The following is a 23,718-nucleotide window of genomic DNA, read 5'->3' as shown; positions in this document are numbered from 1 at the left end:
TCAGAGCCTGTTGTACCGCTTGCGCGCCTCTCGGGACTCCTTCTGCGCGGCCCGGGCCGCCTTGCGGGCCTCGTCGAGCTCCTCGCCGATCCGGTGCACCGCTTCCTGCGCCTCGGCGAGGGCGTCGCGGGCGTCGGAGAGCTGGCTGTCGAGATCTTCCACCGTCGCGTCGGCTGCCGCGGCGGCGGCGATGGCGTCGTCCAGTTCCTGCTTCGCCTCCGCCTTCTCGGCGGCTTCGCGCTCTTCCTGTTCGCGTTCGGCCTTCTCGCGCTTGGCCTTCTCCGCCGCCGACTCCTTCTCGGCCGCCTGGTCGGCTGCTGCCTTCTCGGACTCACCGGCCTTGGCGCGGCGGGCCTGGGCCCGCTGCCGGCGCTCGTCGGTGATCGGGGTGATGTTGGACGGCTCGCCGCTCTCGTCCACGACCCCGAAACCGACATGCCGCAGGGCGCTGCTCAGCTGCCCCTCACGAACGGCCTCGCCGGCGGACGGATCCACCAGGGCCGCGTCCAGGGTCTCGCGAAGCTTCTGGGCGACGTCAGCGCTGACCTTCTGGCCCTCTCGCTCAGCCAGACCGATGGCCGACTTCGAGAGCTTGTCGATCAGCTTGTGCCGCTTCGGCGTCAGCTCGCGGAGCCGCTCACCGTCAAGATCCGCCGTGGCCTCGCGGAACTCGTCGCCGAGCGCCAGCAGGTCGTCGATGTCGTCCGGCAGCTCCCGGGCAACCAGGTTGGCCAGCCAGCCGGCCACGGTGGGTTTGCGCAGCGCCTTCAGCCGGGTCGACCCGAGCTGGTCACCATCCGCCTTCAACTGCTTGGCGAGCTCGTTGCGAGTAGCAATGAAGTCGGCCGCCGACGCCGCGTAGAGCGCGCTCGCTGCCTCCTCGAAGTCCACCCGCCCGACGCTACAGGAACTCCCGGAGGCTCTGAACGAGTTCGGCCGGGGCATTTTCGGCGATGTGGTGGGTCGAGTCGATGCCGCGCCCCACCACGGGCTCCTTGCACCACGGGCGCCATACGGCCAGTGGGCCGCCGTAGATCTGCTCCATGTCGTCCCGGGTCGACCAGCACATCATCGTCGGGCAGGTGATCTGCCGTCCGGCCTCGCGATCGGCCTCGTCGTTGCGCCGGTCGATCCCCGGACCGGCCCGGTAGTCCTCGACCATGGCGTGCACGGTCGCCGGATCACGGATCGCGGCGAGGAAGTCGGCATGGTTCTCCGGCCCCAGTACATCGGGTGAGTTCACCGTCCAGGCGTTGTACCAGGTCTCGGGATCCGCGCAGATCACCCGTTCCGCCGGCTTCGCGGTCTGGGCGAAGAACCACCAGTGCCACCACATCAGGGCGAAGTCGGCGTCGCACCGCTCCAGCGCCTCGACCACCGGTACGCCGTCCAGTACGACGAGCTTCGTCACGACGTCCTGGTGATCCATTGCGGTGCGGTAGGCGACCTGCGAGCCCCGGTCATGCCCGACCACCGCGAACTGGTCGTGGCCCAGGGCAACCATGAGGCCGGCGACATCCGCCGCCATCGCCCGCTTCGAGTACGGCGTGTGGTCGTCGTCGCTGGCGGGTTTGCTCGACTGGCCGTACCCGCGCAGATCCGGGCAGACCACGGTGTATCCGGCGTCGGCGAGTGCCGGGGCGACCTGGTACCAGGTGGTGTGCGTCCGCGGGTGTCCGTGCAGCAGTACCACCGCCGGGCCCGGAACCGCCGTAACGGACCCTGAGAGCGATGTCGCCCACCAGGATCCGTTCCAGCTGGAATCCTTCGAACACGGTGTGTCCGGTCCTCAGCCCTCTGGAGGCTCCCTAAGGTCCCTCAGTCCTTGAAGGCGTCCTTGGCCTTCTCGCCGGCCTGTTTCAGGTCGGCCACCGACTTCTCGGCCTGGCCCTCGGCCTGCAGGTCCTCGTTGTCGGTCGCGTCGCCGGTCTTCTCCTTCATCTTGCCCTTGGTGCTCTCGGCGGCGTTCTTCATCTTGTCCCCGATACCCATCGGTTCCTCCTCCGTGCTGCCGGATCTGACCCCCGCTCCGGTGCCCAGCGCCAACCAACCCCATGCACGTCCGGCCGGGCAGCTTTCCAGCGTCCGTCCGCGAGCCGGTGAGGGCGGTTTTCCGTGGGGGTACCGGGAAGCATGCGGTTACGACGGAGCGACCCCGACAAACCCGGTCTGACCAGGCGCGGGCGGGGCAAGGGCTTCAGCTATCTCGATGCTGACGGCAACGTCATCACCGACGCCGAGGTGGTGGAGCGGATCCGGGCGCTGGTGATTCCGCCGGCCTGGCAGGACGTCTGGATCAGCCCGTACCCGAACGGCCACATCCAGGCCGTCGGCACCGACGAGGCCGGCCGCCGCCAGTACCTGTACCACGACGAGTGGCGGGTCACCCAGGACGCGGACAAGCACGACCGGGTACGCCGCCTCTCCCGCCGGCTGCCGGAGTTCCGCGAGGCGGTGGACCGGGACCTCTGCTCGAAAGGCCTCAGCCGTGAGCGGGTTCTCGCAGTAGCCCTCCGGATGCTCGACCACGGGGTGTTCCGGACCGGCAACACCCGGTACGCCGACGAGTACGGCAGCCGGGGAGCCGCCACGCTGCTGCGGAAGGACGTCCGGGTCCGCAAGGGCCTGCTGGTGTTCGACTTCATCGCCAAGGGCGGTATCCAGCGAACGCTCGAACTCGAGGACGACAAACTCGCGGCCGCCGTCTCCGCACTCAAGCGCAGCCGGCACGACAACCCACGACTCCTGGTCTACCGCGACAAGGAGGGTTGGTCTGAGATCGACGCCGACCTGATCAACGCGAGGTTCCAGGAGATCGTCGGCGACGAGTACACCGTGAAGGACCTGCGGACCTGGACCGCGACCGTGCACGCCGCGGTGGAACTGGCCGAGGCCGACCCGCCGGAGACGAAGAAGGCCGCCCAGACAGCCGTCAAGGAGATGCTCACCGAGGTCGCCGAACACCTCGGCAACACCCCGACCGTGGCCCGCGCCTCGTACGTCGACCCGCGGGTGATCACGCAGTACGAGAAGGGCCGAACGGTCGCCCGGGCGATCAGCAAAACCGGCTCGGACGACCTCGAGCGCCAAGAGGTCCGCGAAGCGATCGACCCGTCAGTGGCCCGCCTGGTCGCCCGCGGTGACGAATAGCCGAGTCGCCGAGTTGATTGCCCGCCGCCGACACGGGGTACAGGTCGCGCACGCAGGGAAGGAGTCCGAGGATGCCCGCAGGATCGAGCAAGAAGCGTGAGCGGCAGTACGAGCACATCAAGGCCGGCCTGAAGAAGAGCGGCCGCAGCGAGGACACCGCGGAGGAGATCGCGGCCCGCACCGTGAACAAGGAGCGCGCCCGCTCAGGTGAGGCGAAGCAGAAGAGCCGCAGCTCCACCCACGACATCTCCTCCAGCCGTCGCGGCGGGCTCCGCTCGCACAGCGGCCCGCAGGGCCGGACCAAGGACCAGCTCTACAACGAGGCCAAGCAGAAGAACATCAAGGGCCGCTCCAAGATGACCAAGGCCGAACTGGAGAAGGCCGTCGGCCGCTGACGCAGTACCGTGTCGTGAAGGTACTGCTCACCCCCTGACGAGGAGCGCCACCGTGCAGCAAGTCGACGCCACCCCACTGAGCGACGAGGAGCTGCAGGGCCTCGACGCGTACTGGCGAGCCGCCAACTACCTGTCGGTCGGGCAGATCTACCTGCTCGCGAACCCGTTGCTGAAGGAGCCGTTGCGGCCCGAGCACATCAAACCCCGGCTGCTCGGCCACTGGGGTACGACGCCCGGGCTGAACCTGATCTACACCCACCTGAACCGGGTGATCCGGCACGGCGAACGTGAGCTGATGTACGTGATCGGGCCAGGTCACGGCGGTCCCGCGATCGTCGCGAACAGCTGGCTCGAGGGCAGCTGGACCGCGACCTACCCGAACACCACGCTGGACGAGCCCGGGATGGCCAGGCTGTTCAAGCAGTTCTCCTTCCCCGGCGGGATCCCCAGCCACGTCGCGCCCGAGGTGCCCGGCTCGATCAACGAGGGCGGCGAACTGGGCTACTCGCTCAGCCACGCGTACGGCGCCGCGTTCGACAACCCGGACCTGGTGGTCGCCTGCGTGGTCGGCGACGGCGAGGCCGAAACCGGGCCGTTGGCAACTTCCTGGCACTCGAACAAGTTCCTCGACCCGCGCCGCGACGGCGCGGTGCTGCCGATCCTGCACCTGAACGGCTACAAGATCGCCAATCCCACGGTGCTCGCCCGGATCGGCGACGAGGAGCTGGCCGCGCTGCTCCGCGGCTACGGTCACGAGCCCTTCCTGGTCCAGGGCTCGGACCCGGCCGCGGTGCACCAGTCGATGGCGGCCGCGTTGGACAAGTGCTTCCAGCGGATCGACGAGATCCAGCTCGAGGCCCGCACCGCCACGACCGCCGTACCGCGCCAAGCCTGGCCGATGCTCGTACTGCGGACGCCGAAGGGGTGGACCGGTCCGCGCACCGTCGACGACCTGCCGGTGGAGGACACTTGGCGGTCCCACCAGGTGCCGTTGTCCGGCGTCCGCACGAACGACCAGCATCTCCACCAGTTGGAGGACTGGCTGAAGAGCTACCGGCCGGAGGAGCTCTTCGACGAGACCGGCCGCCCTGTCGCGGAAGTACTCGACCTCGCACCGAGCCCGTCGCTGCGGATGGGGACGAGCCCGCACGCGAACGGCGGCGTGCTCACCCGGGATCTGGAGCTGCCACCCGTCGCCGGCTACGCAGTACCGGTGAAGGTGCCCGGGGCCGAGGACGGGGAGCCGACCAAGGTGTTCGGCACGTTCCTGCGCGACGTGTTCCGGGCGAACGAGCAGCACCGGAACTTCCGCCTGGTCGGCCCGGACGAGACCGAGTCGAACCGCTTGTCCGCGGTCTACGAGACCACCGCCAAGGCCTGGAACGGCGCGGTGCTGGACACCGACGAGCATCTCGCGGCCGACGGCCGGGTGATGGAGATCCTCAGCGAGCACACCTGCCAGGGCTGGCTCGAGGGGTACCTGCTGACCGGGCGGCACGGGTTGTTCTCGTCGTACGAGGCGTTCGTGCACATCGTCGACTCGATGGTGAACCAGCACGCCAAGTGGCTGAAGACGGTGAACCGGCTGGAGTGGCGCCCGCCCGTCCCGTCGCTGAACTACCTGCTCACCTCGCACGTCTGGCGCCAGGACCACAACGGCTTCTCACACCAGGATCCCGGCTTCATCGATCACGTGGTGAACAAGAAGGCCGAGGTGGTCCGGGTCTACCTGCCGCCGGACACCAACACGCTGCTGTCCACGATGGACCACTGCCTGCGGACCCGGAACTACATCAACGTGGTTGTCGCAGGCAAGCAACCGCAGCCCAACTGGCTCGACTGGGATGCCGCCGCGCTGCACTGTGCCCGCGGGATCGGAGTCTGGGACTTCGCCAGCAACGACGACGGCGATCCGGATGTGGTGCTTGCCTGCGCCGGTGACGTGCCGACGCTGGAGACCATGGCGGCCGTCGACCTGTTGCGGGAACACCTTCCCCAGTTGAAGATCCGCGTCGTCAACGTGGTCGACCTGATGCGGTTGCAGGGCGCCACCGAACACCCGCACGGTCTGAACGATCCGGACTACGACGCGATCTTCCCACCGGGCGTCCCGACGATTTTCGCGTACCACGGCTACCCGTGGCTGATCCACCGGCTGACCTACCGGCGGAACAACCATGACGACCTGCACGTCCGCGGGTACATCGAAGAAGGCACCACGACCACCCCGTTCGACATGGTCGTGCGGAACAACCTGGATCGCTACCACCTGGCGATGGACGTGATCGACCGCGTGCCGTCCCTGCGCAGCCGCGCGATCTCGGCCCGCCAGTACTTCGTGGACCAGCGCACCCGCCACCACACCTACGTCACCACCCACGGCGAGGACCTACCGGAGGTGCGCGACTGGCGCTGGGGTCAGCACGGCTAGGCCGGCCCGCGCCGTCCTCGGGTGATGCCCGGCTGGTGGCTGAGTTCGGTGCGGAGACGGTCGAGGATGCCGCGCAGCAGGCGGGACACCTGCATCTGGCTGACGCCGAGCTCGTTGCCGATCTCTTCCTGGGTGAAGCCGGCGCAGAACCGCAGTTCCAGGATCCGGCGGTCGCGATCGCCGAGTTCCGCGACGACAGGAGTCAGTGTGTGCACGTTCTCGACCAGTTCGTAGCCGTCCTCTGCATCGGCGACCGTGTCCATCAGGCTTGCGCCGCCCTCGGCCGGCCCGGGTGCATCCAGTGAGAGGGTGCTGAAACACCCGCGCACAGCAGACGCCTCGGTGATCTCGCCGGTCTCGGTGCCGAGCGCCGCGGCGGTCTCCGCGTCCGACGGCAGATGACCCAGCTTCTGGGTCAGCTCGGGCTCGGCCGCGGCGATGCTGCCCTGCATCTCCTGCACTCGGCGCGGCGGCCGGACGGTCCACGCACAGTCACGGAAGTACCGCTTCAGCTCGCCGCGGATGGTCGGTACGGCGTACGCGAGGAAGGCGGTGTCGGCATCCAGCTTGTAGCCGTTGGCGGCCTTCACCAGGCCGAGGTAGGCGACCTGCTCCAGGTCGTCCTCGTCCACCCCCTTGCGGCGGTAGCGGGAGGCGATCGAACGCGCGACCGGCGCGTTCAGGATCACCACTTCGTCGAGCAGTTGCTGGTGCCGCGGGTCGGGGACTCTGTGGGCTTCGAGCAGTAGTTCCTGGGTGGTATCGGCGATGCGCTGCTTCGAGTCGGGGGCGCTGACAGGTGCGATCGTCACGGTGAGAGACCTCGTCGTGTCGTCCTGCGGTGGGTGGCGTCATTGCTGAACCACTTGCGTTCCACCAGACCAAACTCGAGCGCGCGTTGCAACCCCCGAACTGTTACAGGTGTTTGAAAATGGGGCACCTGGCCAGCGTGCAGAAGTTCCCAGGCGCCTCAGAGTGGGTCCCGGCCACCGGCGGAGTGAAGAAACTCACGGCCGCCCTGTCGTCCTGCCAAGGCTGCGACCTCTACCAGTACGCCGACCAGGCCGTACCGGGCGAAGGTCCCGCGTCGGCGCGGATGGTGCTCGTCGGCGAGCAGCCGGGTGATGTCGAGGACCACGAGGGCAAGGCGTTCGTCGGCCCCGCGGGTCGCCTGCTGGACAAGGCCCTGGCCGAGGCCGGGATCGAGCGGTCCGAGGTCTATCTGACCAACGCGGTCAAGCACTTCCGGTTCGAGCGCCAGGGCAAGCGCCGCATCCACAAGACGCCGGCGGTCGGCCACATCGTCGCCTGCAACCCCTGGTTGGTCAGGGAGCTGGAGATCGTGAAGCCTTCGCTGGTGGTGATTCTCGGCGCGGTCGCGGCCCGCGCGCTGCTCGGTACCGGCTTCAAGGTGACCGAGCGCCGAGGCGAAGCGGTCGAGCTGCCGGACGGCACCGCGGCGATGGCCACGGTGCACCCGTCCTCGGTGGTGCGGTCGCGCGAGTACCGGCGGGACTTCGAGCTGTTCGTGCGCGATCTGCGCACCGCGGTCTCGCTGCTGCCCTGATTCCCCTTTGAGCTGAGGCCTTTGCCGCGGCTTCTACCGGCCGGACCGATGGAGCTCGGGGAGCACCTCGTCGCGGTACAGCTTCATCATGTCGACCGAGTGCGGTCCCATGTTCGCCACGTAGATCTCGTCGAACCCGGCCTCGACGTACGGCTTGAAGGCCTCGACGTGGGCGTCCGCCTTCGAGCCGCAGGTGACGGACTTCGCGGTCTGCTCCTTCGTCACCAGTTCGCTGGCCTGCTCGAAGTGACGCGGCGACGGGAGCACCTGGGCGAGCTCGCCGGGCAGGCCGGAGTTCGCCCAGATCCGGTGGGCCTGCTCGATGCCTTCCTCCTCGGTCGGCGCGTAGCTGACCTTGAACCCGACCTGCGTCGGCTTCGTGCCGCCGCCGTTGTCCCGGAAGCGCTTCAGCAGGTCCTTGTCGGGTGAGGTGGTGATGAAGCCGTCCGCGATCCGCGCGGCGACGTCCGTGGCCTCGGGTCCGAAGCCCGACATGTAGATCGGCAGCGGGGTGTCCGGCCGGGTGTAGATCCGCGCCGTGTCCACCGTGTAGTGCTTGCCGTGGTGGGTGACGAATCCGTCCTCGGTCCACAACCGCCGCATGATCTCGACGGCCTCCTCGAGCATCTCCAGCCGGACATCGACGGTCGGCCAGGGACCTCCGACGATGTGCTCGTTGAGGGCTTCACCGGTACCGACGCCGAGGGTGAACCGTCCGTTCAGCAGCACGGCGCTGGTGGCCGCGGCCTGCGCGATCACGGCCGGGTGGGTCCGCACCGTCGGGCACGTCACAGCCGTCGTCACCGGCAGCTCGCAGACCTGGGAGATCGCGCCGATCGCACCCCAGACGAAGGCGCTCTGGCCCTGCTCGTCGTTCCAGGGGTGGAAGTGGTCGGAGATCCACAATCCGTCGAACCCGGACTCATCGGCCAGCCGGGCCTGCTCGATCAGCTGCGCCGGCGTGTACTCCTCGCTGGACAGGAAATACCCGATTCTCACGTCGTCTCCCGAGCTGTCTGGTCCCATCGTTCGGTCCCTGGCCCGGTGCCCCTATCACTGCCCGTCATGCGCAGCGGACGATCGTGCTTGCTGCCCTACCACCCGGACGATCGTGCTCTTTTGGTCCGTCCGGACCCCGTTTGCGCGAGATTCGCGACGGGCACCAGATGTCCAGGCGGGCGACCGCTCAGGACGACGCCGGGGTGATTCCCGGCGTCCGAACGCACGGGGAGTTCAGCCGCCGGACGCTGTGTCAGGTCCGGCCCGTCGAGAAAGGAACGGCCATGACCCTAGTGCTCTGGATCATCGCGGCGATCCTCGTTATCTCGGGAATCGTGTCACTCGTTCGCGGTCAGCTACTGATGGGCGCCGCTCTGATCGTCGTAGGCCTGCTGGTAGGCCCCGGCGGCGTCAGCATCTTCACGTAACACCCACCTGACCCAGGACCCCAGCCTCCCGCGCGGAGGCTGGGGTCCACCAGGTTCCGGCCGCTGACCCACAGGTGCCGGCTCGTCACTCAGCCGGCCAGCGCTCAGGGGGTCTGCGCGCAGGGATTCCGCGCTCAGGGGGTCTGGCGGAAGACGCGATTGGCCGCGCTCATCCGGAGGCTCTCCAGCTGCACGATCTGGTCGGCGGCCGCTGAAAGCAACTTGTCCAGCTCGGCCGCGTCGAACTTGGCGTCGTCCTCGGCCAGCTGCCGCAGTACCCGCCAGCCCGCGGCCTTTCCCTCGACGGCGAGCCGTAGTGTCTCCAGCTCGACCACGTCGCTCAGTGGCGACCGCCGGATCAGCTCACCGTTCGATTTGAACCGGCCGATCTTCTCCGCCAGCCAGGCGCCCGCGTTCTTCACCGGATCCGGCTTGGCCCCGATCGCCGCCAGGAACCGCTCGAGGGCGGTTCGTTCGTCCTCCACCGTCGCGATCATCGCGGTCAGGGTGGTCCGGGCGACCGGGTCGGTCTGCTGGTCCGCGGCCCGGCGGAACAGCTCGATTCCCGCGGCCGAGCCCGCGTAGTGGTCCTGGAGGTAGTGCCCGAGTCGTCCTTCGTCGATCATCAGCGGCTCCTGGGGACGAGGGTGTTCCGAGGCAGGTACCCAACCGCCGAACTCCCGAACACTGACGTCTGCTGTCAGCCTTCACCGGTTGACTGGGCTCAGCGGTTCAGAGTGGTCGACGAGAGGAGCAGCCGGATGGGCGAGGAACGGCACAAGTGCTGTGCGGTGGTGGATCTGCGGCAGTACACCCTGCACCCCGGTCAGCGGGACGCGCTGATCGACATCTTCGACGAGTCGTTCGTCGAAGGGCAGGAGCAGTACGGCATGCACGTCTCCGCCCAGTTCCGCGATCTCGACGACCCGGACCGCTTCGTCTGGCTGCGCGGCTTCACCGACCTGCCGGCCCGTGCGGACGCCCTGAACGGCTTCTACTACGGCCCGATCTGGCGGGAGCACAGCGCCGCGGCCAACGCCACCATGGCGGACTCCGACAACGCTCTGCTACTCCAGCCGATCGACCTCGGGTCCGGCTATCCCGCCTTCGACGCACCACGTCCGCCTATCGGCGCGAGCGACATCCCGCCCTCCGTGGTCGTGGGTGCGGTCTATCACCGAGGCTCGCCCGACGACGGATTCCCGGAGTACTTCGCTGACCAGGTCGCGCCCGTCCTGGCCGCTACTGGTGCCGTCCTCGCCGCAGTCTTCGAGACCCTCCCCGCCGAGAACAACTTCCCGGCCCTCCCGCTCCGCGATGAGACCGTGCTCTCCTGGTTCGCCACCTTCCCGAACGACGCCGCGTACGCCGAGCATCGCCGCCGGCTCGACGCCTCCCCGGCTTGGCAGACCAGGGTGCTCCCCGAGCTCACCTGTCGTTCCGTCGCGCCCCCGCAGAACCTGAGACTGCGCCCGACCGCCCGCTCACAGTTCCACTAGTATTTTTCCCGCAGAAAGTAATCCGGCCGAACAGTTGCTGCGGGGACTCCTCATGAAGCACGGATCGATAACTCACGATGGCGCCGCTCCGGACTTCTTCGAGGGCGCGCTGCTGGGAAACGGCGGGCTCGGCGCCGTCGTCAGTACCCGGCCCGATGCCATGGTGATCCACTTCGGCCACAACGAGGTGTGGGACATCCGGGTGGAGGAAGGGCACGCCTCGGGGATCGGCACTTTCGCCGAGGTGTTCGCCAAGGTCGCCGCGATCGACCCGACGCTCGACGATCTGACGGACGACCCGTGGTTCGCGCAGTACAACGACCTCGTCAGGGCGAGCTACGACCTGCCGTTCCCCCGGCCGTTCCCGTGCGGCTCGCTGATCCTCGGCCTCGACCCGCGCCGGGTCGAGGTCCTCGGCCACCGGCTAGACCTGGCGACCGCGACCTGCACGATCTCGATGCTGGCCGACGGTGCGCCGGTGGAGGTCGAGGTGTTCGTCGCGCGCGAGGACGATCGCCTGTGGATCAGCCAGACCGGTACCGCGGTGTTCGACCGGATCAAGTTGCTTCCCGATCCAGTCGGGCTGATCCCGGATCCGCGGACGGGCGCGACCGGTCCTGCTCCGGAGGTGCTGCCGGCGCGGGGACTCGCCTTCAGGCAGGTGCTGCCGGCACTCGACCCGGCGGTTGAGTCGAACGCTTTCGTGCTCACAGCAACGACCAACGCCGTGCTGCAGGAGGGATCCCGGCGCGGTGTGGACGGCAAGCTCCATCCCGACGGTCCGCTCGAGCGGACCTTGGCGGACTCGGCCGACCTTCGGGTCGTGGTGACTCTGAACCATGGCGTTGAGTACGAAGCCGCGGTCGGCGGAGTGGTCGCGCTGGACGACTACTCGGTGGATCGCGAGCGCACCACCAGGTTCTGGTCGTCGTACTGGCAGGCTTCGGCGGTCGAGCTGGCGGACGAGTTCCTGACCGAGCTCTGGTATCGCAACTCCTACTTCCTGGCTTGCGCGTCGGCCCCGGGCAAGACCTGCCCAGGGCTGTTCGGGCCATGGTCGTTCCGGCGGATCGGAAGTGACTGGCACGGTGACTACCACCTGAACTACAACGTGCAGCAGCCGTTCTGGGGCGTCTTCTCGAGCAACCACCCGGAGCTGCACGAGCCGTACGTGTCGATGGTCGACCACCTGCTGCCGATCAGCCGCGACTGGGCCGGCCGGTACTACGGCCTGCGCGGCGCGGCGTTCCCGCACTCCGCATATCCGGTGCCGATGGCAACAAACCCGTACCCGGATCCATCCTGGGGCTGGGAAGTCTGCGAAGCCCCGTGGGCGGTGCAGAGCCTTTGGTGGCACTACCTCTACACCCAGGACCTCGACTATCTGCGGGATCGCGCCTTCGGGCCGTTGAAGGAGGCAACGCTCTTCTTCGTCGACTACGTGCTCTCCTCGTCCGATCGCGGGGCCTTCGACGACGGGAAGCTCCACGTCTTCCCGACTGTGACGCCCGAGCTGTACGGACTGCGGCCCGGGTTCCGCTACAACGCCGACTGTGTGGTGGATCTGGCACTGGGCCGCTTCCTCCTCGACGCCTTCACCGAAGCGGCCCGGGTGCTCGAGCGCTCGCACGAAGAAGCGGAACTGCTGTCCCAGGTGCAGGAGGTCCTGCTTGGCCTGGTCGACTATCCGCTCGCGGAATCCCGCGACGGTCAGGTGGTGGTGTCGACGCCGGGCGAGGATCCGGCCATCGTCTACAACGTGCCCGTGGCCGCCGTCCCGGCCTTCCCGGCCGAGCAGGTCGGCCTTGGCAGCGACCCGGCCGACCTGGAGTTGTTGCGCCGGACGTGGCGCAACCAGACGATCGAGGGCGGCAACGAACTCGTCTTCGCCGCCCTACAGGCAGCCCGGCTGGGCATCCTCGACCTGGAACGCTTCAAGCGTGACGTCCGCTACTGCCTGCTGCCGAACGGTACTGCGACCGACCGCGTCCGCGCGGTGCACGGGCGCTACGACGACACCACTTCCTTCGACTTCATGAGCCGCGGCGGCATCTGGGTGGAGAACTTCGCCCTGCCCGGGGTCATCAACGAGTGCCTGCTGCAGAGCTACGACGGCGTACTGCGCTTCTTCCCCAACTGGCCGCACGAGGTCGACGCCTCGTTCAGCACCTTGCGCGCGGCGGGCGCCTTCCTGGTCAGCGCGACCCTGCGCGACGGCCTGATGGAGGAGATCACCATCCTCAGCGAGGCCGGCTCAGACCTCACCCTGGCCATTCCCTGGGACGCCGCGACCCTCACCGTCGACGAGTCCGCGCCGGTCGACCTCGCCCCGGGCACCGCTCACCTGACCACCAAACCCGGCCAGACCTTCGTACTCCGTCCGGCCGGCTGAAGGCCTGTGCCGGAGGGATCTGAAAGCTCGCCCGGGCGGGAGACGGATTTAATTCGGTTGCGGCTGGTTCTGCCGACCTGCATCCTGAACCCGATCGTGCAGCTACGAGTGCTGCCTGGCCTAAGGAGGGCTGAACGGATGTCCATCACTGCGCTGCGGCATGTCCGCGTCAGCTTCACTTCTTCTTCCAGGAGCACACCTGATGTCTTCCGACGTCTTCCGTACCGACGAACAACTCACTGAGCTAGAACAGTTCCCCGATCTCGACGAGCGCTGGGCCGAGCTGGCCGGCGACGGCTCCGAACCGGACGTCGCCGACGCCTACGTCTTCCACTTCCAGGAAGTGGAGGAGGAACTGGGCCCGGACCAACGCTGGTCCACCTGGCTGGATGTCGAGCGCGGTTCTCGCGGCCCGGATCCACGGCCCCACTGGGTAGTGACGGAACAGGCCGCGATCGACACCGAGCTCGGCATCCTCAAAACCGGCAAGGAAGCCGACGTCTTCCTGCTCGAACGGGCAGTGGAGCAGATCGGCGACAACCCCGCGCGGCGGTCGTTGCTGGCCGCCAAGCGGTACCGCACCGAGGAACACCGCTCGTTCCATCGCAGTACTTCGTACGTCGAGGGGCGGCGCACCCGCAACAGCCGGGACAGCCGCGCGATGGCGAAGAAGACCTCGCACGGGCGCAGCGTCGCGGCCGGGCAATGGGCCTACGCGGAGTGGGACGCACTCTGCCGGCTCTGGAAAGCGGGAGTCCCGGTGCCGTACCCGGTCCAGGTGGACGGCACCGAGCTGCTGATGGAGTTCATCGACGACGGCGACGGCGGTGCCGCGCCGCGGTTGGCGCAGGTCCGGCCCAAGGGGGAGTTGCTCGCGTCGTACTTCGAGCAGCTCCGGGACGGGATGCGCGAGTTGGCCAGGGCGGGGTTGGCCCACGGAGACCTGTCGCCGTACAACGTGCTGGCGCAGGGCGACCGCATCGTGATGATCGACCTGCCGCAGGTGGTCGATATCGTCGGCAACCCGAAGGGGATGGACTTCCTGCTCCGGGACTGCCACAACATGTGCACCTGGTTCACCAGCCGTGGCCTGGAGATCGACGAGCAGGAGCTGTTCGCCGATCTCCTCACCATGGTGTTCTGACGGGGTGTTCTAACGCGCGATGGCCTTCTGCAGCAGGGGAACCAGCGGCACCAGTTGGTCGGGGTGGGCGTTGACGAGACCGTCGACGTGGTTGCCTGCCTCGACCCGCTGGTACGTGAACAGCCGGGATCTCCCCGCCTGCCTGACCAGGTCGGCGTACACGTCGGAGTCCTGGGTGATCGGCAGCAGGCTGTCGAGCGTGCCGTGGAACGTGGTCAGCGGCCTGCCGATCTTCCCGGTCAGCGCGATCCGTCGTACGGCCTGCTGCGCGGCGGGGCGGGACGCGTAGTCGTAGTCGGCCTCGGTTCCGGTGTACGTCGGGTCCAGCTCGGCCGCGTAGATCCGCTGGGTCAGCTTCCAGTAGACCGTGTAGTGGTAGTCCCAGAGGAAGTCCGACCGAGGATCGAAGCCCGCGGCAACGATCTGTGCGGGTGACTGCTGCTCGTAGCCCTTGATCGCCGGCGGCAGGAAGTTCAGCAGGTTCGGGCCCTTGGCGGTCCACAGCGTGCCTTCCAGATCCACGCCGCGGGTGTAGAGCTCCGGGTGGTTCTCCAGTTGCCAGCGGACCAGGTAGCCGCCGTTCGAGATGCCTGCGGCCACCACCTCACGCGGCGCGCGGCCGTACCGCTGGGCGACGACTGCCCGCGCGGCCCGGGTCAGCTGCGTCGTCCGCTGGTTCCACTCGACGATCGCATCACCCGGCTTCACCCCATCGGTGAAGAAGTTCGCCCCGGTGTTCCCCTTGTCGGTCGCGGCGAACGCGTACCCCTTCGCGAGCACCCAGTCCGAGATCGCCCGGTCATTCGCGTACTGCGCTCGCACCCCGGGCGACCCCGCCACCACCAGCCCGCCGTTCCACTTCTCCGGCAGCCGGATCACGTACTGCGAATCGTGATTCCACCCGTGATTGGTGTTCGTCCGCGAGGTGTCCGGGAAGTACCCGTCGATCTGCACCCCGGGCACCCCCGACTGCTGAGGCAATCCCGCATGCGTCAGCCCGGCGTAGTCGGCCGGATTGGTATGCCCCGACGCAACCGTCCCCGCCGTCGTCAAATCACCCAGACAAGCAACAACCTGGTACTCCGCCCCTGGTACCCGCAGCCGCGGACACCCATGAGCCTCGGCGGGCAAGGTGAGACCACCAGCCAGGAACAACACGGCAACGGACAAGGCGAGGCGGCGCATAGGAGGTCCTCCCAGAGTTGGCTGCGCGCAACGCTAGAAGGCCGGCCGACTCACAGACAGGGGATCACGCCACACAAGAACCTCTGCGCGGATGGGCTGTCAGGACACCGCCTTGGCTGCGGCGCGACCCGCAGTACGGCCGGTGAAGATGCAGCCGCCGACGAAGGTGCCCTCCAGGGAGCGATAGCCGTGGATGCCACCACCGCCGAAGCCGGCCACCTCGCCCGCCGCGTATACCCCGGGCAGCGGAGTCCCGTCGTCCCGCAGTACGCGGGAGTCGAGGTCGGTCTGCAGGCCGCCGAGGGACTTGCGGGTCAGGATGTTCAGTTTGACGGCGATCAACGGTCCCGCCTTCGGATCGAGGATCTTGTGCGGCGACGCCACCCGGATCAGCTTGTCGCCACGGTAGTTCCGGGCGCCGCGCAGCGCGGTGATCTGAAGATCCTTGGTGAAGGTGTTGTCCATCTCGCGGTCCCGGGCCTTGATCTGCCGCTCCAGGTCCGCGAGGTCGATCAGGTCATTGCCCGCCACCTCGTTCATCCCGCGGACCAGGTCGGCCAGGTTCTCCCGGACGACGAAGTCGGCGCCCTTGTCCATGAACGCCTGCACCGGCGCGGTCGCACCGCCCCGAGCCCGGCCCAGCACGCCGCGGATGTCCTTGCCGGTGAGGTCCGGGTTCTGCTCCTGCCCGGACAGGGCGAACTCCTTCTCGATGATCTTCTGGGTCAGCACGAACCAGCTGTAGTCGTAGCCGGTCGTCATGAGGTGCTCGAGCGTGCCGAGGGTGTCGAAGCCGGGGAACAGCGGCACCGGCAGCCGCTTGCCGGTGGCATCGAACCAGAGCGACGACGGCCCGGGCAGGATCCGGATCCCGTGCATCGGCCAGATCGGGTCCCAGTTCCGGATGCCCTCGGTGTAGTGCCACATCCGGTCGCGGTTCACGTACCGGCCGCCGGCCGCCTCGGTGATCCCCAGCATCCGGCCGTCCACGTGCGCCGGCACGCCGGAGATCATCTCCGTCGGCGGCTTGCCCATCCGCGCCGGCCAGCTCGACCGGACCAGGTCGTGGTTGCCGCCGATGCCGCCCGAGGTGACGATCACCGCCTGCGCCGTGAGCGCGAAGTCCTCGACCTCGACCCGCGAGCTGGCCACGCCGCGGGCGACGTCACTCGGCTCGAGCACCTTGCCGGAGACGCCGTCGACGACGCCGCCCGTCACCGTCAGCTCGTCCACCCGGTGCCGGAACCGGCACTCCACCAGCCCCTTGGCGACGCCTTCGCGGACCCGGCGTTCGAACGGCGCGACGAGGCCCGGGCCGGTTCCCCAGGTGATGTGGAAGCGGGGCACCGAGTTGCCGTGGCCGTCGGCGTTGTAACCGCCGCGCTCGGCCCAGCCCACCACCGGGAAGAACCGCACCCCCTGGGCATGCAGCCACGGGCGCTTCTCCCCGGCCGCGAAGTCGACGTACGCCTCGGCCCACTGCCGCGCCCACTTGTCCTCGTCGTCCAGCCGGTCGAACCCGGCCGAGCCGAGCCAGTCCTGCAGTGCGAGGTCACGCGAGTCCTTGATGCCCATCCGGCGCTGCTCGGGCGAGTCGACGAACAGCAGCCCGCCGAACGACCAGAACGCCTGTCCGCCGAGTGAGGCCTCCGACTCCTGGTCGAGCAGCAGCACCTTCTTGCCCGCGTCGGCCAGCTCGGCCGTGGCGGCCAGTCCGGCCAGCCCCGCGCCGACGACGATCACATCCGCGTCCATCAGTCCATCCCCTCACCCGTCCGGTGGAGTCCATGTATAGCGGACACCGGAACACGATGGACGGACAATGGACGGACCTGCTCGAACTTGCAAGAATCAAGCCTGTGACGACCCTTTCCGCGCAAGAGTTGGTCCTGCCCGCCGCCTCCCTGGGAGACGAGAACCCGCTGCCGCCGCTCCGCAGCCAGCAGGAGCTGCACGAGGTCGAGAACTCCGACGACCTGCCGCCGGACATGCGGGACAACATCGGCTACGGCCGGCTGGCCAGCACCCTGCCCTGTCTGGACCAGGACGGCTACGACCGGGACCTGGTCGACCGCGCGCTCCCGTCGCTCGTGCTGGAGAACGACCACCTCCGGGCGACCGTCCTCCCCAGCCTCGGTGGCCGCCTCTACTCCCTCGTGCACAAGGCCACCGGCCAAGAACTGCTTTACCGCAACCCCGTCCTGCAGCCCGCGAACCTCGCTCTGCGCAACGCCTGGTTCGCCGGCGGCGTCGAGTGGAACCTGGGCAGCACCGGCCACTGGACGGGCACGTGCTCACCCCTGCACGCCGCCCAGGTCGACGGCCCCGACGGCACCCCGATGCTCCGCCTCTGGGAATGGGAACGCACCCGCAACCTCGTCACCCAACTCGACTTCTGGCTCCCCGAAGACTCCGAACACCTGTACGTCGGCGCGCGGATCCAGAACCCGTCGAGCGAGGAGGTCCCGGCGTACTGGTGGTCCAATATCGCCGTCGAGCAGTCCCCGGAGACCCGAGTGCTGGTGCCCGCGGACCAGGCCTGGCGCTTCGGCTACGGCGACCGCCTCGACCTGGTCGGCGTACCGGAGTACGACGGGTTCGACCTGACCTACTCGATGCGGCACAAGCGAGCCGTCGACTTCTTCTTCGAGCTACCGCCGGACGAGCGCCCTTGGATCGCGTCACTCGATGCTGAGGGCAATGGTCTGGTGCAGGCGTCGACGCAGCGGCTGCGCGGCCGGAAGCTGTTCGTCTGGGGCGAGGCCAAGGGCGGCCGTCGCTGGCAGGACTGGCTGTCCCCCGGCCTCGAAGGCGCCGGGTACGCCGAGATCCAGGCCGGCCTGGCCCGGACCCAGATGGAACACCTTAAGTTGCCAGCAGCAACCAACTGGCACTGGCTCGAGGCCTACGGCCGGCTGTCCGTGGACCCCGCCACAGCTCATGCGGACGATTGGAAGACCGCCCGCACCGGAGCGAGCGCAGTACTGGAGCCCGTGCTCGCGGCGTTGCCGGATCGCGAGCAGGAGTGGTTGACCGTCGCGGACGCGGAGCCGACGCAGTCGCTCGCAACCGGGTCGGGCTGGGGTGCGCTGGAGCTGCGGAGGACCGGCTGGAAGGTCTCCAGTGGCACGCCATTCGCCGAGGACACTATGACCGAACGGGAGCAAGCCTGGCTGCCGCTGCTGGACGGACACCTCCCCGAGACCGGGACGGACCAGGCACCGGACGGAACCCTGGTGAGCTGGAAGGATCTGCTGGAATCAGCCGCCGACGACAACTGGCTCGTCTGGTACCACCGCGGCGTCGCCCGCTGGTACGCCGGCGACGAGGCGGCCGCCCTCACAGCCTGGGAGACCTCCCGGACGAGGCAGCCGAACGCCTGGGTGAGCCGCAACCTCGCGGTCTGCACGAACAACCTCGCCGACTACGAGCAGGCGACCGAGTTGGCCCCGGGCAGCGTGGTGCCCTTGATGGCCGAGGCGATCAACGCCTGCCTGGAAGCCGGCGAGAACTCCCGCGCCGAGGAGATCTTCCATCGGGTCGCGCCGGAGGTCCGGGACGACCCGCGGCTCCGGCTCGCCCGGGTCCGGTACCTCCTCCAGGCCGGTGACCCCGCCAGCGCGGAAGCCCTGCTGGACGACGGCGTCGAACTGGCCGGAGTACGGGAGGGTGCGAACCCGCTCGCGGAGTACTGGCAGCGGGCGCAGAGCGACCTCGGCAGCGGGCGGCCGGTGCCCCCGCAGTACGAGTTCGGCATGTTCGGCGACAACTGAAACTCATTTGTCAGAACCTGGGAACCTGCGACCCCCAGGTGGCGTCTCACCGTTTGTGCGGGGAAGGCCCGCACAAGGCAGTTTCGGAACGACGACCGCGTCGCTAGCGGGCGGCGCGTCGGGGGTGAGTGCCATGTTGACTATCGTTGTATTCGGTGGATTCGGCCTGGTGCTGCTGGTCACGGCATGCATCGTGGCGGACGTTGTTGCGGGTGTGAGGCGCAGCGGCGACGGAGTGGAGAAGACGGCGGGACGGGTGACCCGGGTGCGGGGACCGGTGCGCGGTCAGTTGGACAGTGGTACGACGGCGGAATGCCTGGAGATCACTGTCGAGTACTACACGCGACACGGCGAGGGCCCGTTCGAGGTCCAGCGGATGATCCCGCTGGCGTCGGCGAGCAGATACGCCAAGGACGACAGGGTGATCGTCAGCTACGACATCCGGGCGCCTCGTCGGGCCAGGATCGCGGGCAAGGTGAGCCACTGGCCACAGTTCGGCCCGAGGTCACCGGTTCCGCTGCCCTAGGTCATTCCTTCAGCCGGGGCTGCCAAACGGGCAGAGCCGGCGCCTCTCGATCCCTCGCCTCAGTGGCGGGGGTCTTCTGATTTTGTCAGCCCTGCTCGAGCCGGCCCTCAGGGAGGTGGGGCTCGAGCAGGCGGTGGAGGGCCGGCCGGCCCTGAGCCAGCACGTACTCCGCGTCGTCCGCGGGCAGGCGCTCGGCCAGGTGGGACAGGGCCTCGCCCATGGCGATGGTCAGCGTCACCGACAGCCGGAACTCATGGCTGTCGCGGGCGCCGAAGCGCAGTACCAGCAACTCGGCGAACTCGCCGGCGTGCTGGTCGTCGAACTCGCCGGGCGTCGCCTCCAGGTCGGGATCACCCAGACCACTCAGCACCACCGCCCGGAAGCCAGGGTCGGTCCGGTGCATCTCGCGGAAAGTGTCCAGGGTGACATCGACGGCCTCGCGCCAGTCCGCCACCGCGGCCAGACGCTCTCGGACAGCCTCGGTGTAGCGGTGCTGGTTGCGCCGCTCGATCGCCTGGATCAGGGTCCGCTTGTCCGGGAAGTACCGGTAGACGCTGCCGACCGCGATCTCCGCGCGGCGGGCGATGCTGCTGGTCGAGGCGGCGTCGTACCCACGCTCGACCACCTCGGCGCAGGCGGCGTCGAGGATCCGCTCGACCTGGCGGTTCGCGCGGTCCTGGGTCGGGGTCCGGCGCAACGGGTACGCCGAGCCGCTGTCTGCTCCCGGGTCCTCGCCGGCAGAAGAAGTGGTGACCATGGGCTCATTGTGCACGCCGAGAGGGACAACGTTGCCAATACCGAGCCGTTCACTTGGATGACAGTTCGACGCAGGCTGCACGTGACCTGATTCTGACGAGAATCAGCGCGAGGATCACCGTCCATCCTGCGAGGGGAACAGCAGCATGCAGATCAGCAGCAAATGGGTCGCGGCACTCGCGTCCGTGACCGTCGCCGCGTCAGGGATCGCAGGTACCGCGGTCACGGCGGGCAAGCCGCAGACCGACCAGGGAGGATCGGACCACCAGTCCGCCCTCCGGCTGAACCAGATTCAGCAGATGGGGGCGCACAACTCCTACCACCGGGAGTTGAGCGCGGTGGAGAAGCAGGTCCAGCAGGCGCAGGATCCCGGCGCGACCAACCTGTTCTACTCGCACGCCTCGATCCCGCGGCAGTTGCAGGACCAGAACATCCGCGCGCTCGAGCTCGACCTGTTCCCGGACCCGGCCGGCGGCCTCTACACCTACCCGCTGATCCGGAAGCTGACCGGCCAGGGCCCACTGACCGACCCGGAACTGGCCAAGCCCGGCATCAAGGTGATGCACGTGCCGGACTTCGACTACAACACCAACTGCCGCAGCTTCGTGGTGTGCCTGAAGCAGGTGAAGACCTGGTCGGACCAGCACCCGGACCACGCGCCGATCACGATCCAGCTGGAGCTGAAGCAGTCCGACCCGAAGGTGGTCGCCGCCGGTGGCGTGAAGGCGCCGCCGTGGGACCTGGCCAATCTGAACGGCATCGACACCGAGATCCGGTCGGTCCTCTCCGAGCGGCAGTTGCTGTCGCCCGACGACGTCCGGCGCAAGGGCCTGACGCTGGAGAAGTCCGTGCTGACCAAGGGCTGGCCGACGCTCGACCAGGCTCGCGGCAAGGTGATGTTCTTCTTCGACAACGGCGGTGAGGGCGAGATCCGCGACCTGTACCGCGAGGGCAAGCCGAACCTCGAGGGCCGGGCCGTCTTCACCCGCGGTCCCGAGGGGCAGCCGGACGCCGCGGTGACGATGGTGAACGACCCGCGAGGTGCGAACCAGGCCGAGATCCAGCGGCTGGTGCGCAAGGGCTACCTGGTCCGCACCCGGTCGGACGAGCCGATGGCGACGGTGCTGGCGAACGAGACCAGCCGGATCGGGATCGCGCTCGAGAGCGGGGCCCAGTGGGTCACCACCGACTTCCCGGTGGCGGGGATGGCTGCGCGGTACGACAGTGACTTCGTCGCGAAGCTGCCTGGGGACACCCCCGTACGATGCAATCCGGTGGCGGCGCCGTCCTGGTGCCGGGGGAACGTCTCGGAGAGGTGACTCGAACATGTCGGAGCACGTGGCCGCGATCAGCTGGAGCCGTGGTGAGCACGAGTTCACCTACCAGACCTACAGCCGCGACCACGAGTGGCGCTTCGACAACGGGGTCATCGTGCCCGGGTCGGCCAACCCGGTCTACCTGGGCAACGAGGCGAGGGTCGACCCCGAGGAGGCGTTCGTGGCGGCGCTGTCGTCCTGTCACATGCTGACCTTCCTCGCCATCGCGGCGAAGAAGCGGCTGGTGGTCGACTCGTACGTCGATCGCGCGGTCGGGGTGATGGAGAAGAACGAGGCCGGCCGGATCGCGATCACCCGGGTGACGCTGCACCCGGAGATCACCTTCGCGGGCGAGACCCCGGACGAGGCGACGCTGGAGCGGATGCACCACCTGTCCCACCAGGAGTGCTTCATCGCGAACTCGGTGACGACCGAAGTACTGGTGGAGAAGTAGCGGCTGGAAATGACGAAACCACCCTGCTGGCTGCCCTGAGCCTCGCGCAATCGGCGTCAGGACAGCCAGCGGGTGGTTTCTGTGCTCCGCGTGAGCGGGGCACTGGGCGACGGAACAGGCGACGCCTCGCATCAGGGCGCCTCGTGCGTCATGCGACTTCCGTGCGGTCTACCTCGGTGGGGAAGACCGTCCGGGTGCGCCGCCTGTCCGTCCGTCCGGTGAGGCGCCTTACTGCTCGGCGGCGGCGCCGCTCCGGTCGTTGGGGGAGACCACTGAGGCGGCCTGGGCGGCCGTCGTGTCGCTGGGCTGGTCATCGCCGCGCGGGCGCACCTGCTCGGTGGCGATAACGCTCATCAGTCGGTGGATCGTCATGCCTGTGAGACGCAGCGCGGCGCCGGCCATGACGGGGATCCGGCAAATCTTTCTGGTGTGACCTACTTCTCATCCAGCCCGTCGTGCCGGAGCGGGACGAGCTCACGCGCCTCGTCGTACGTCGAACCGGTCAGTTCGAGCAGGTCGACGATGGTCGAGCGGATCTGACCCAGGACGACCACCGCGGACAGCCCCGGGGGCGTCGGCATCACCGCGGTACGGCGGCCGAGCTCGCCCAGGACGCGGTGCGCGGCGACGTCGGCGGCGGGCTCGAAGAGGGATTCCGCGATCAGCCGGGTGCCGTCCGCGAGCCGGTCCAGCAGCATCGGGTACTCGTCGGGCATCCGCTCCTCGCGCCAGACGGAGACCGCCACGCGGCGGACCAGGACCCGGATGTTCCGGATCGCCCGGTCCAGCGGTACGACCAGGTCGGCGACCTCCTGGACCCGGCCGCGGTGCCGGCGGCGGAACGGCGACAGCCGGACCACGGCCACGCCTTCGTCGGCCGCGCTGCGGAGGTCGTCCAGCAGGGATTCGCTGTCCCGGGCCCTTCTGAGCGCGTCGGTGACGGCCTCCTCGTCGCCCGCCTGGAGGCCGTCGGAGGTTTCGATCAGGATCTCCGCCAGCTCGTTCAGCACTCCCGAGGCTTGTTGCCTCGGGCGACGAATCGCGGCGGCCGGCGCGATCGTCGCCGCCGCCAGCGCCACCACCCCGCCGATGACCGCGTCCAGCCAGCGGCTGAAGCCCGCGCCCGGATCCGGCAGCAGAGTGGTCACGAGCGCCGCCTGTACGCCGGCCTGGGTGGTCATCAGGTTGCCCGCGCCTAGCAGCACGGCGACGCTCATCGCGAGGGCGACCACGAAGGCGATCTGCACGACGCCGGTGCCGAAGAGCTTCACGAACAGGTCGCCGACCCCGACCCCGACGGCGACGCCGACCATCACCTCGGTGACCCGGCGCAGCCGCTGTCCGAAGCTGAACCCCAGGCAGACCATTGCCGCGACCGGCGCGAAGAACGGCTGCGCGTGGCCCACGACGTACCGGGCCAGCGCCCAGGCGGTGGCGGCGGCCAGGGCGCACTGGGCGATGAAGAACGCGCGGTCGCGCCAGCGGTCCAGCCGCCGGTTAACGGACGCCTTGGAGCGGCGCGCGGCCCGCGGTGCGACGTCGTCCCGCAGCTCGCGGAGCTGCGCCATCGTCAGCCTGACCGGGTCCATCACCCCATCATCGGGGATCACTCCGCGCTCGGACCCGACGACACCAGGGCATGGACCGGCGACGGCGGGCGCGGGTCCGGGACCGGGGCGCCGGGTGCCGCCTTGCTTCCCACC

General features: G+C 68.6%; 23 protein-coding genes. 12 read left to right on the top strand and 11 right to left on the bottom strand.

Translation table 11 applies throughout. From position 1 onward, the window contains the following. From EV648_RS17620 to EV648_RS17610, 3 genes are all read right to left on the bottom strand, one after another. Positions 1-891, bottom strand: a complete 891-nt coding sequence (locus EV648_RS17620) for a hypothetical protein (protein ID WP_132292116.1) — start codon at positions 889-891, stop codon at positions 1-3. 10 nt (positions 892-901) lie between these two features. Beyond that, positions 902-1,693: an alpha/beta fold hydrolase gene (locus tag EV648_RS17615; protein ID WP_241995290.1), complete on the bottom strand. Its 792-nt coding sequence runs from the start codon at positions 1,691-1,693 to the stop codon at positions 902-904. A gap of 125 nt (positions 1,694-1,818) precedes the next feature. Next, entirely contained in the window at positions 1,819-1,992 is a 174-nt protein-coding gene (locus EV648_RS17610; protein ID WP_132292113.1) for a CsbD family protein, read from the bottom strand. Positions 1,993-2,133: 141 nt separating this feature from the next. On the opposite strand from EV648_RS17610, the gene EV648_RS17605 reads away from it, so the two are divergent. The 3 genes from EV648_RS17605 (at position 2,134) to EV648_RS17595 (ending at position 5,976) form a co-directional block, all read left to right on the top strand. Then, the gene (locus EV648_RS17605; protein WP_132292110.1) at positions 2,134-3,150 is read left to right on the top strand and encodes a DNA topoisomerase IB; all 1,017 of its coding nucleotides are present in this window, start codon (positions 2,134-2,136) and stop codon (positions 3,148-3,150) included. Between the two features lie 71 nt (positions 3,151-3,221). Next, positions 3,222-3,545, top strand: a complete 324-nt coding sequence (locus EV648_RS17600) for a plasmid stabilization protein (protein ID WP_132292107.1) — start codon at positions 3,222-3,224, stop codon at positions 3,543-3,545. Between the two features lie 52 nt (positions 3,546-3,597). Beyond that, positions 3,598-5,976 (top strand): phosphoketolase, encoded by a 2,379-nt coding sequence (locus EV648_RS17595; protein WP_132292103.1) that lies wholly within the window; start codon positions 3,598-3,600, stop codon positions 5,974-5,976. Here EV648_RS17595 and EV648_RS17590 read toward each other — a convergent pair. Then, the gene (locus EV648_RS17590) at positions 5,973-6,788 is read right to left on the bottom strand and encodes a sigma-70 family RNA polymerase sigma factor (protein WP_132292100.1); all 816 of its coding nucleotides are present in this window, start codon (positions 6,786-6,788) and stop codon (positions 5,973-5,975) included. The genes EV648_RS17595 and EV648_RS17590 overlap by 4 nt on opposite strands. A gap of 119 nt (positions 6,789-6,907) precedes the next feature. On the opposite strand from EV648_RS17590, the gene EV648_RS17585 reads away from it, so the two are divergent. Continuing rightward, positions 6,908-7,543 carry a UdgX family uracil-DNA binding protein gene (locus EV648_RS17585; protein ID WP_132292097.1) on the top strand — a complete coding sequence of 212 codons (636 nt, stop codon included), beginning with the start codon at positions 6,908-6,910 and terminating at the stop codon, positions 7,541-7,543. A gap of 33 nt (positions 7,544-7,576) precedes the next feature. Here EV648_RS17585 and EV648_RS17580 read toward each other — a convergent pair whose 3' ends face one another. After that, a complete protein-coding gene (locus EV648_RS17580) occupies positions 7,577-8,542 on the bottom strand; it encodes a TIGR03557 family F420-dependent LLM class oxidoreductase (protein ID WP_132292094.1) in 966 nt (321 codons plus the stop codon). Positions 8,543-8,826: 284 nt separating this feature from the next. Here EV648_RS17580 and EV648_RS43275 point away from each other — a divergent pair, with 284 nt between their 5' ends. Further along, positions 8,827-8,970 carry a GPGG-motif small membrane protein gene (locus tag EV648_RS43275; protein ID WP_199234669.1) on the top strand — a complete coding sequence of 48 codons (144 nt, stop codon included), beginning with the start codon at positions 8,827-8,829 and terminating at the stop codon, positions 8,968-8,970. Positions 8,971-9,104: 134 nt separating this feature from the next. On the opposite strand, the gene EV648_RS17575 is transcribed toward EV648_RS43275, so the two are convergent. Further along, complete coding sequence (locus tag EV648_RS17575; protein ID WP_132189152.1) at positions 9,105-9,596, bottom strand: hypothetical protein; 492 nt, start codon at positions 9,594-9,596, stop codon at positions 9,105-9,107. Positions 9,597-9,731: 135 nt separating this feature from the next. Here EV648_RS17575 and EV648_RS17570 point away from each other — a divergent pair, with 135 nt between their 5' ends. From EV648_RS17570 to EV648_RS17560, 3 genes are all read left to right on the top strand, one after another. Next, positions 9,732-10,469 carry an NIPSNAP family containing protein gene (locus EV648_RS17570; protein WP_241995289.1) on the top strand — a complete coding sequence of 246 codons (738 nt, stop codon included), beginning with the start codon at positions 9,732-9,734 and terminating at the stop codon, positions 10,467-10,469. A 52-nt stretch (positions 10,470-10,521) separates the two neighbouring features. After that, positions 10,522-12,861, top strand: coding sequence for a glycoside hydrolase N-terminal domain-containing protein (locus EV648_RS17565; protein WP_132292091.1), 2,340 nt, complete (start codon positions 10,522-10,524; stop codon positions 12,859-12,861). Between the two features lie 202 nt (positions 12,862-13,063). Further along, complete coding sequence (locus tag EV648_RS17560) at positions 13,064-14,005, top strand: serine protein kinase RIO (RefSeq protein WP_132292088.1); 942 nt, start codon at positions 13,064-13,066, stop codon at positions 14,003-14,005. Positions 14,006-14,014: 9 nt separating this feature from the next. Here the strand turns inward: EV648_RS17560 and EV648_RS17555 are convergent, their stop codons facing one another. Together EV648_RS17555 and EV648_RS17550 are read right to left on the bottom strand one after the other, a co-directional pair. Then, positions 14,015-15,190, bottom strand: coding sequence for a tannase/feruloyl esterase family alpha/beta hydrolase (locus EV648_RS17555; RefSeq protein ID WP_132292085.1), 1,176 nt, complete (start codon positions 15,188-15,190; stop codon positions 14,015-14,017). 99 nt (positions 15,191-15,289) lie between these two features. Next, complete coding sequence (locus EV648_RS17550; RefSeq protein WP_132292082.1) at positions 15,290-16,945, bottom strand: FAD-binding dehydrogenase; 1,656 nt, start codon at positions 16,943-16,945, stop codon at positions 15,290-15,292. Positions 16,946-17,049: 104 nt separating this feature from the next. On the opposite strand from EV648_RS17550, the gene EV648_RS17545 reads away from it, so the two are divergent. Both EV648_RS17545 and EV648_RS17540 read left to right on the top strand, forming a co-directional pair. Continuing rightward, entirely contained in the window at positions 17,050-18,963 is a 1,914-nt protein-coding gene (locus EV648_RS17545) for a DUF5107 domain-containing protein (protein ID WP_241995288.1), read from the top strand. Between the two features lie 133 nt (positions 18,964-19,096). Next, entirely contained in the window at positions 19,097-19,489 is a 393-nt protein-coding gene (locus EV648_RS17540; RefSeq protein ID WP_241995286.1) for a DUF3592 domain-containing protein, read from the top strand. A gap of 85 nt (positions 19,490-19,574) precedes the next feature. On the opposite strand, the gene EV648_RS17535 is transcribed toward EV648_RS17540, so the two are convergent. Then, the gene (locus EV648_RS17535) at positions 19,575-20,246 is read right to left on the bottom strand and encodes a TetR/AcrR family transcriptional regulator (RefSeq protein ID WP_132292079.1); all 672 of its coding nucleotides are present in this window, start codon (positions 20,244-20,246) and stop codon (positions 19,575-19,577) included. 145 nt (positions 20,247-20,391) lie between these two features. Between EV648_RS17535 and EV648_RS17530 the strand changes: the two genes are divergently transcribed. Further along, the gene (locus EV648_RS17530; protein WP_132292076.1) at positions 20,392-21,564 is read left to right on the top strand and encodes a phosphatidylinositol-specific phospholipase C1-like protein; all 1,173 of its coding nucleotides are present in this window, start codon (positions 20,392-20,394) and stop codon (positions 21,562-21,564) included. A 7-nt stretch (positions 21,565-21,571) separates the two neighbouring features. Continuing rightward, positions 21,572-22,015: an OsmC family protein gene (locus EV648_RS17525; RefSeq protein WP_132292073.1), complete on the top strand. Its 444-nt coding sequence runs from the start codon at positions 21,572-21,574 to the stop codon at positions 22,013-22,015. A gap of 228 nt (positions 22,016-22,243) precedes the next feature. Here the strand turns inward: EV648_RS17525 and EV648_RS42630 are convergent, their stop codons facing one another. Both EV648_RS42630 and EV648_RS17520 read right to left on the bottom strand, forming a co-directional pair. Further along, positions 22,244-22,387, bottom strand: coding sequence for a hypothetical protein (locus tag EV648_RS42630; protein WP_158294009.1), 144 nt, complete (start codon positions 22,385-22,387; stop codon positions 22,244-22,246). A 62-nt stretch (positions 22,388-22,449) separates the two neighbouring features. Then, entirely contained in the window at positions 22,450-23,604 is a 1,155-nt protein-coding gene (locus EV648_RS17520; protein ID WP_132292070.1) for an aromatic acid exporter family protein, read from the bottom strand. Positions 23,605-23,718: the final 114 nt, after the last annotated feature.

The sequence above is a fragment of the Kribbella sp. VKM Ac-2568 genome, from assembly GCF_004345365.1.
GTDB classification, from domain to species: domain Bacteria; phylum Actinomycetota; class Actinomycetes; order Propionibacteriales; family Kribbellaceae; genus Kribbella; species Kribbella orskensis.
Note: the sequence above shows the minus strand (reverse complement) of the source record. Positions and strands in the feature narration are given on the sequence as shown.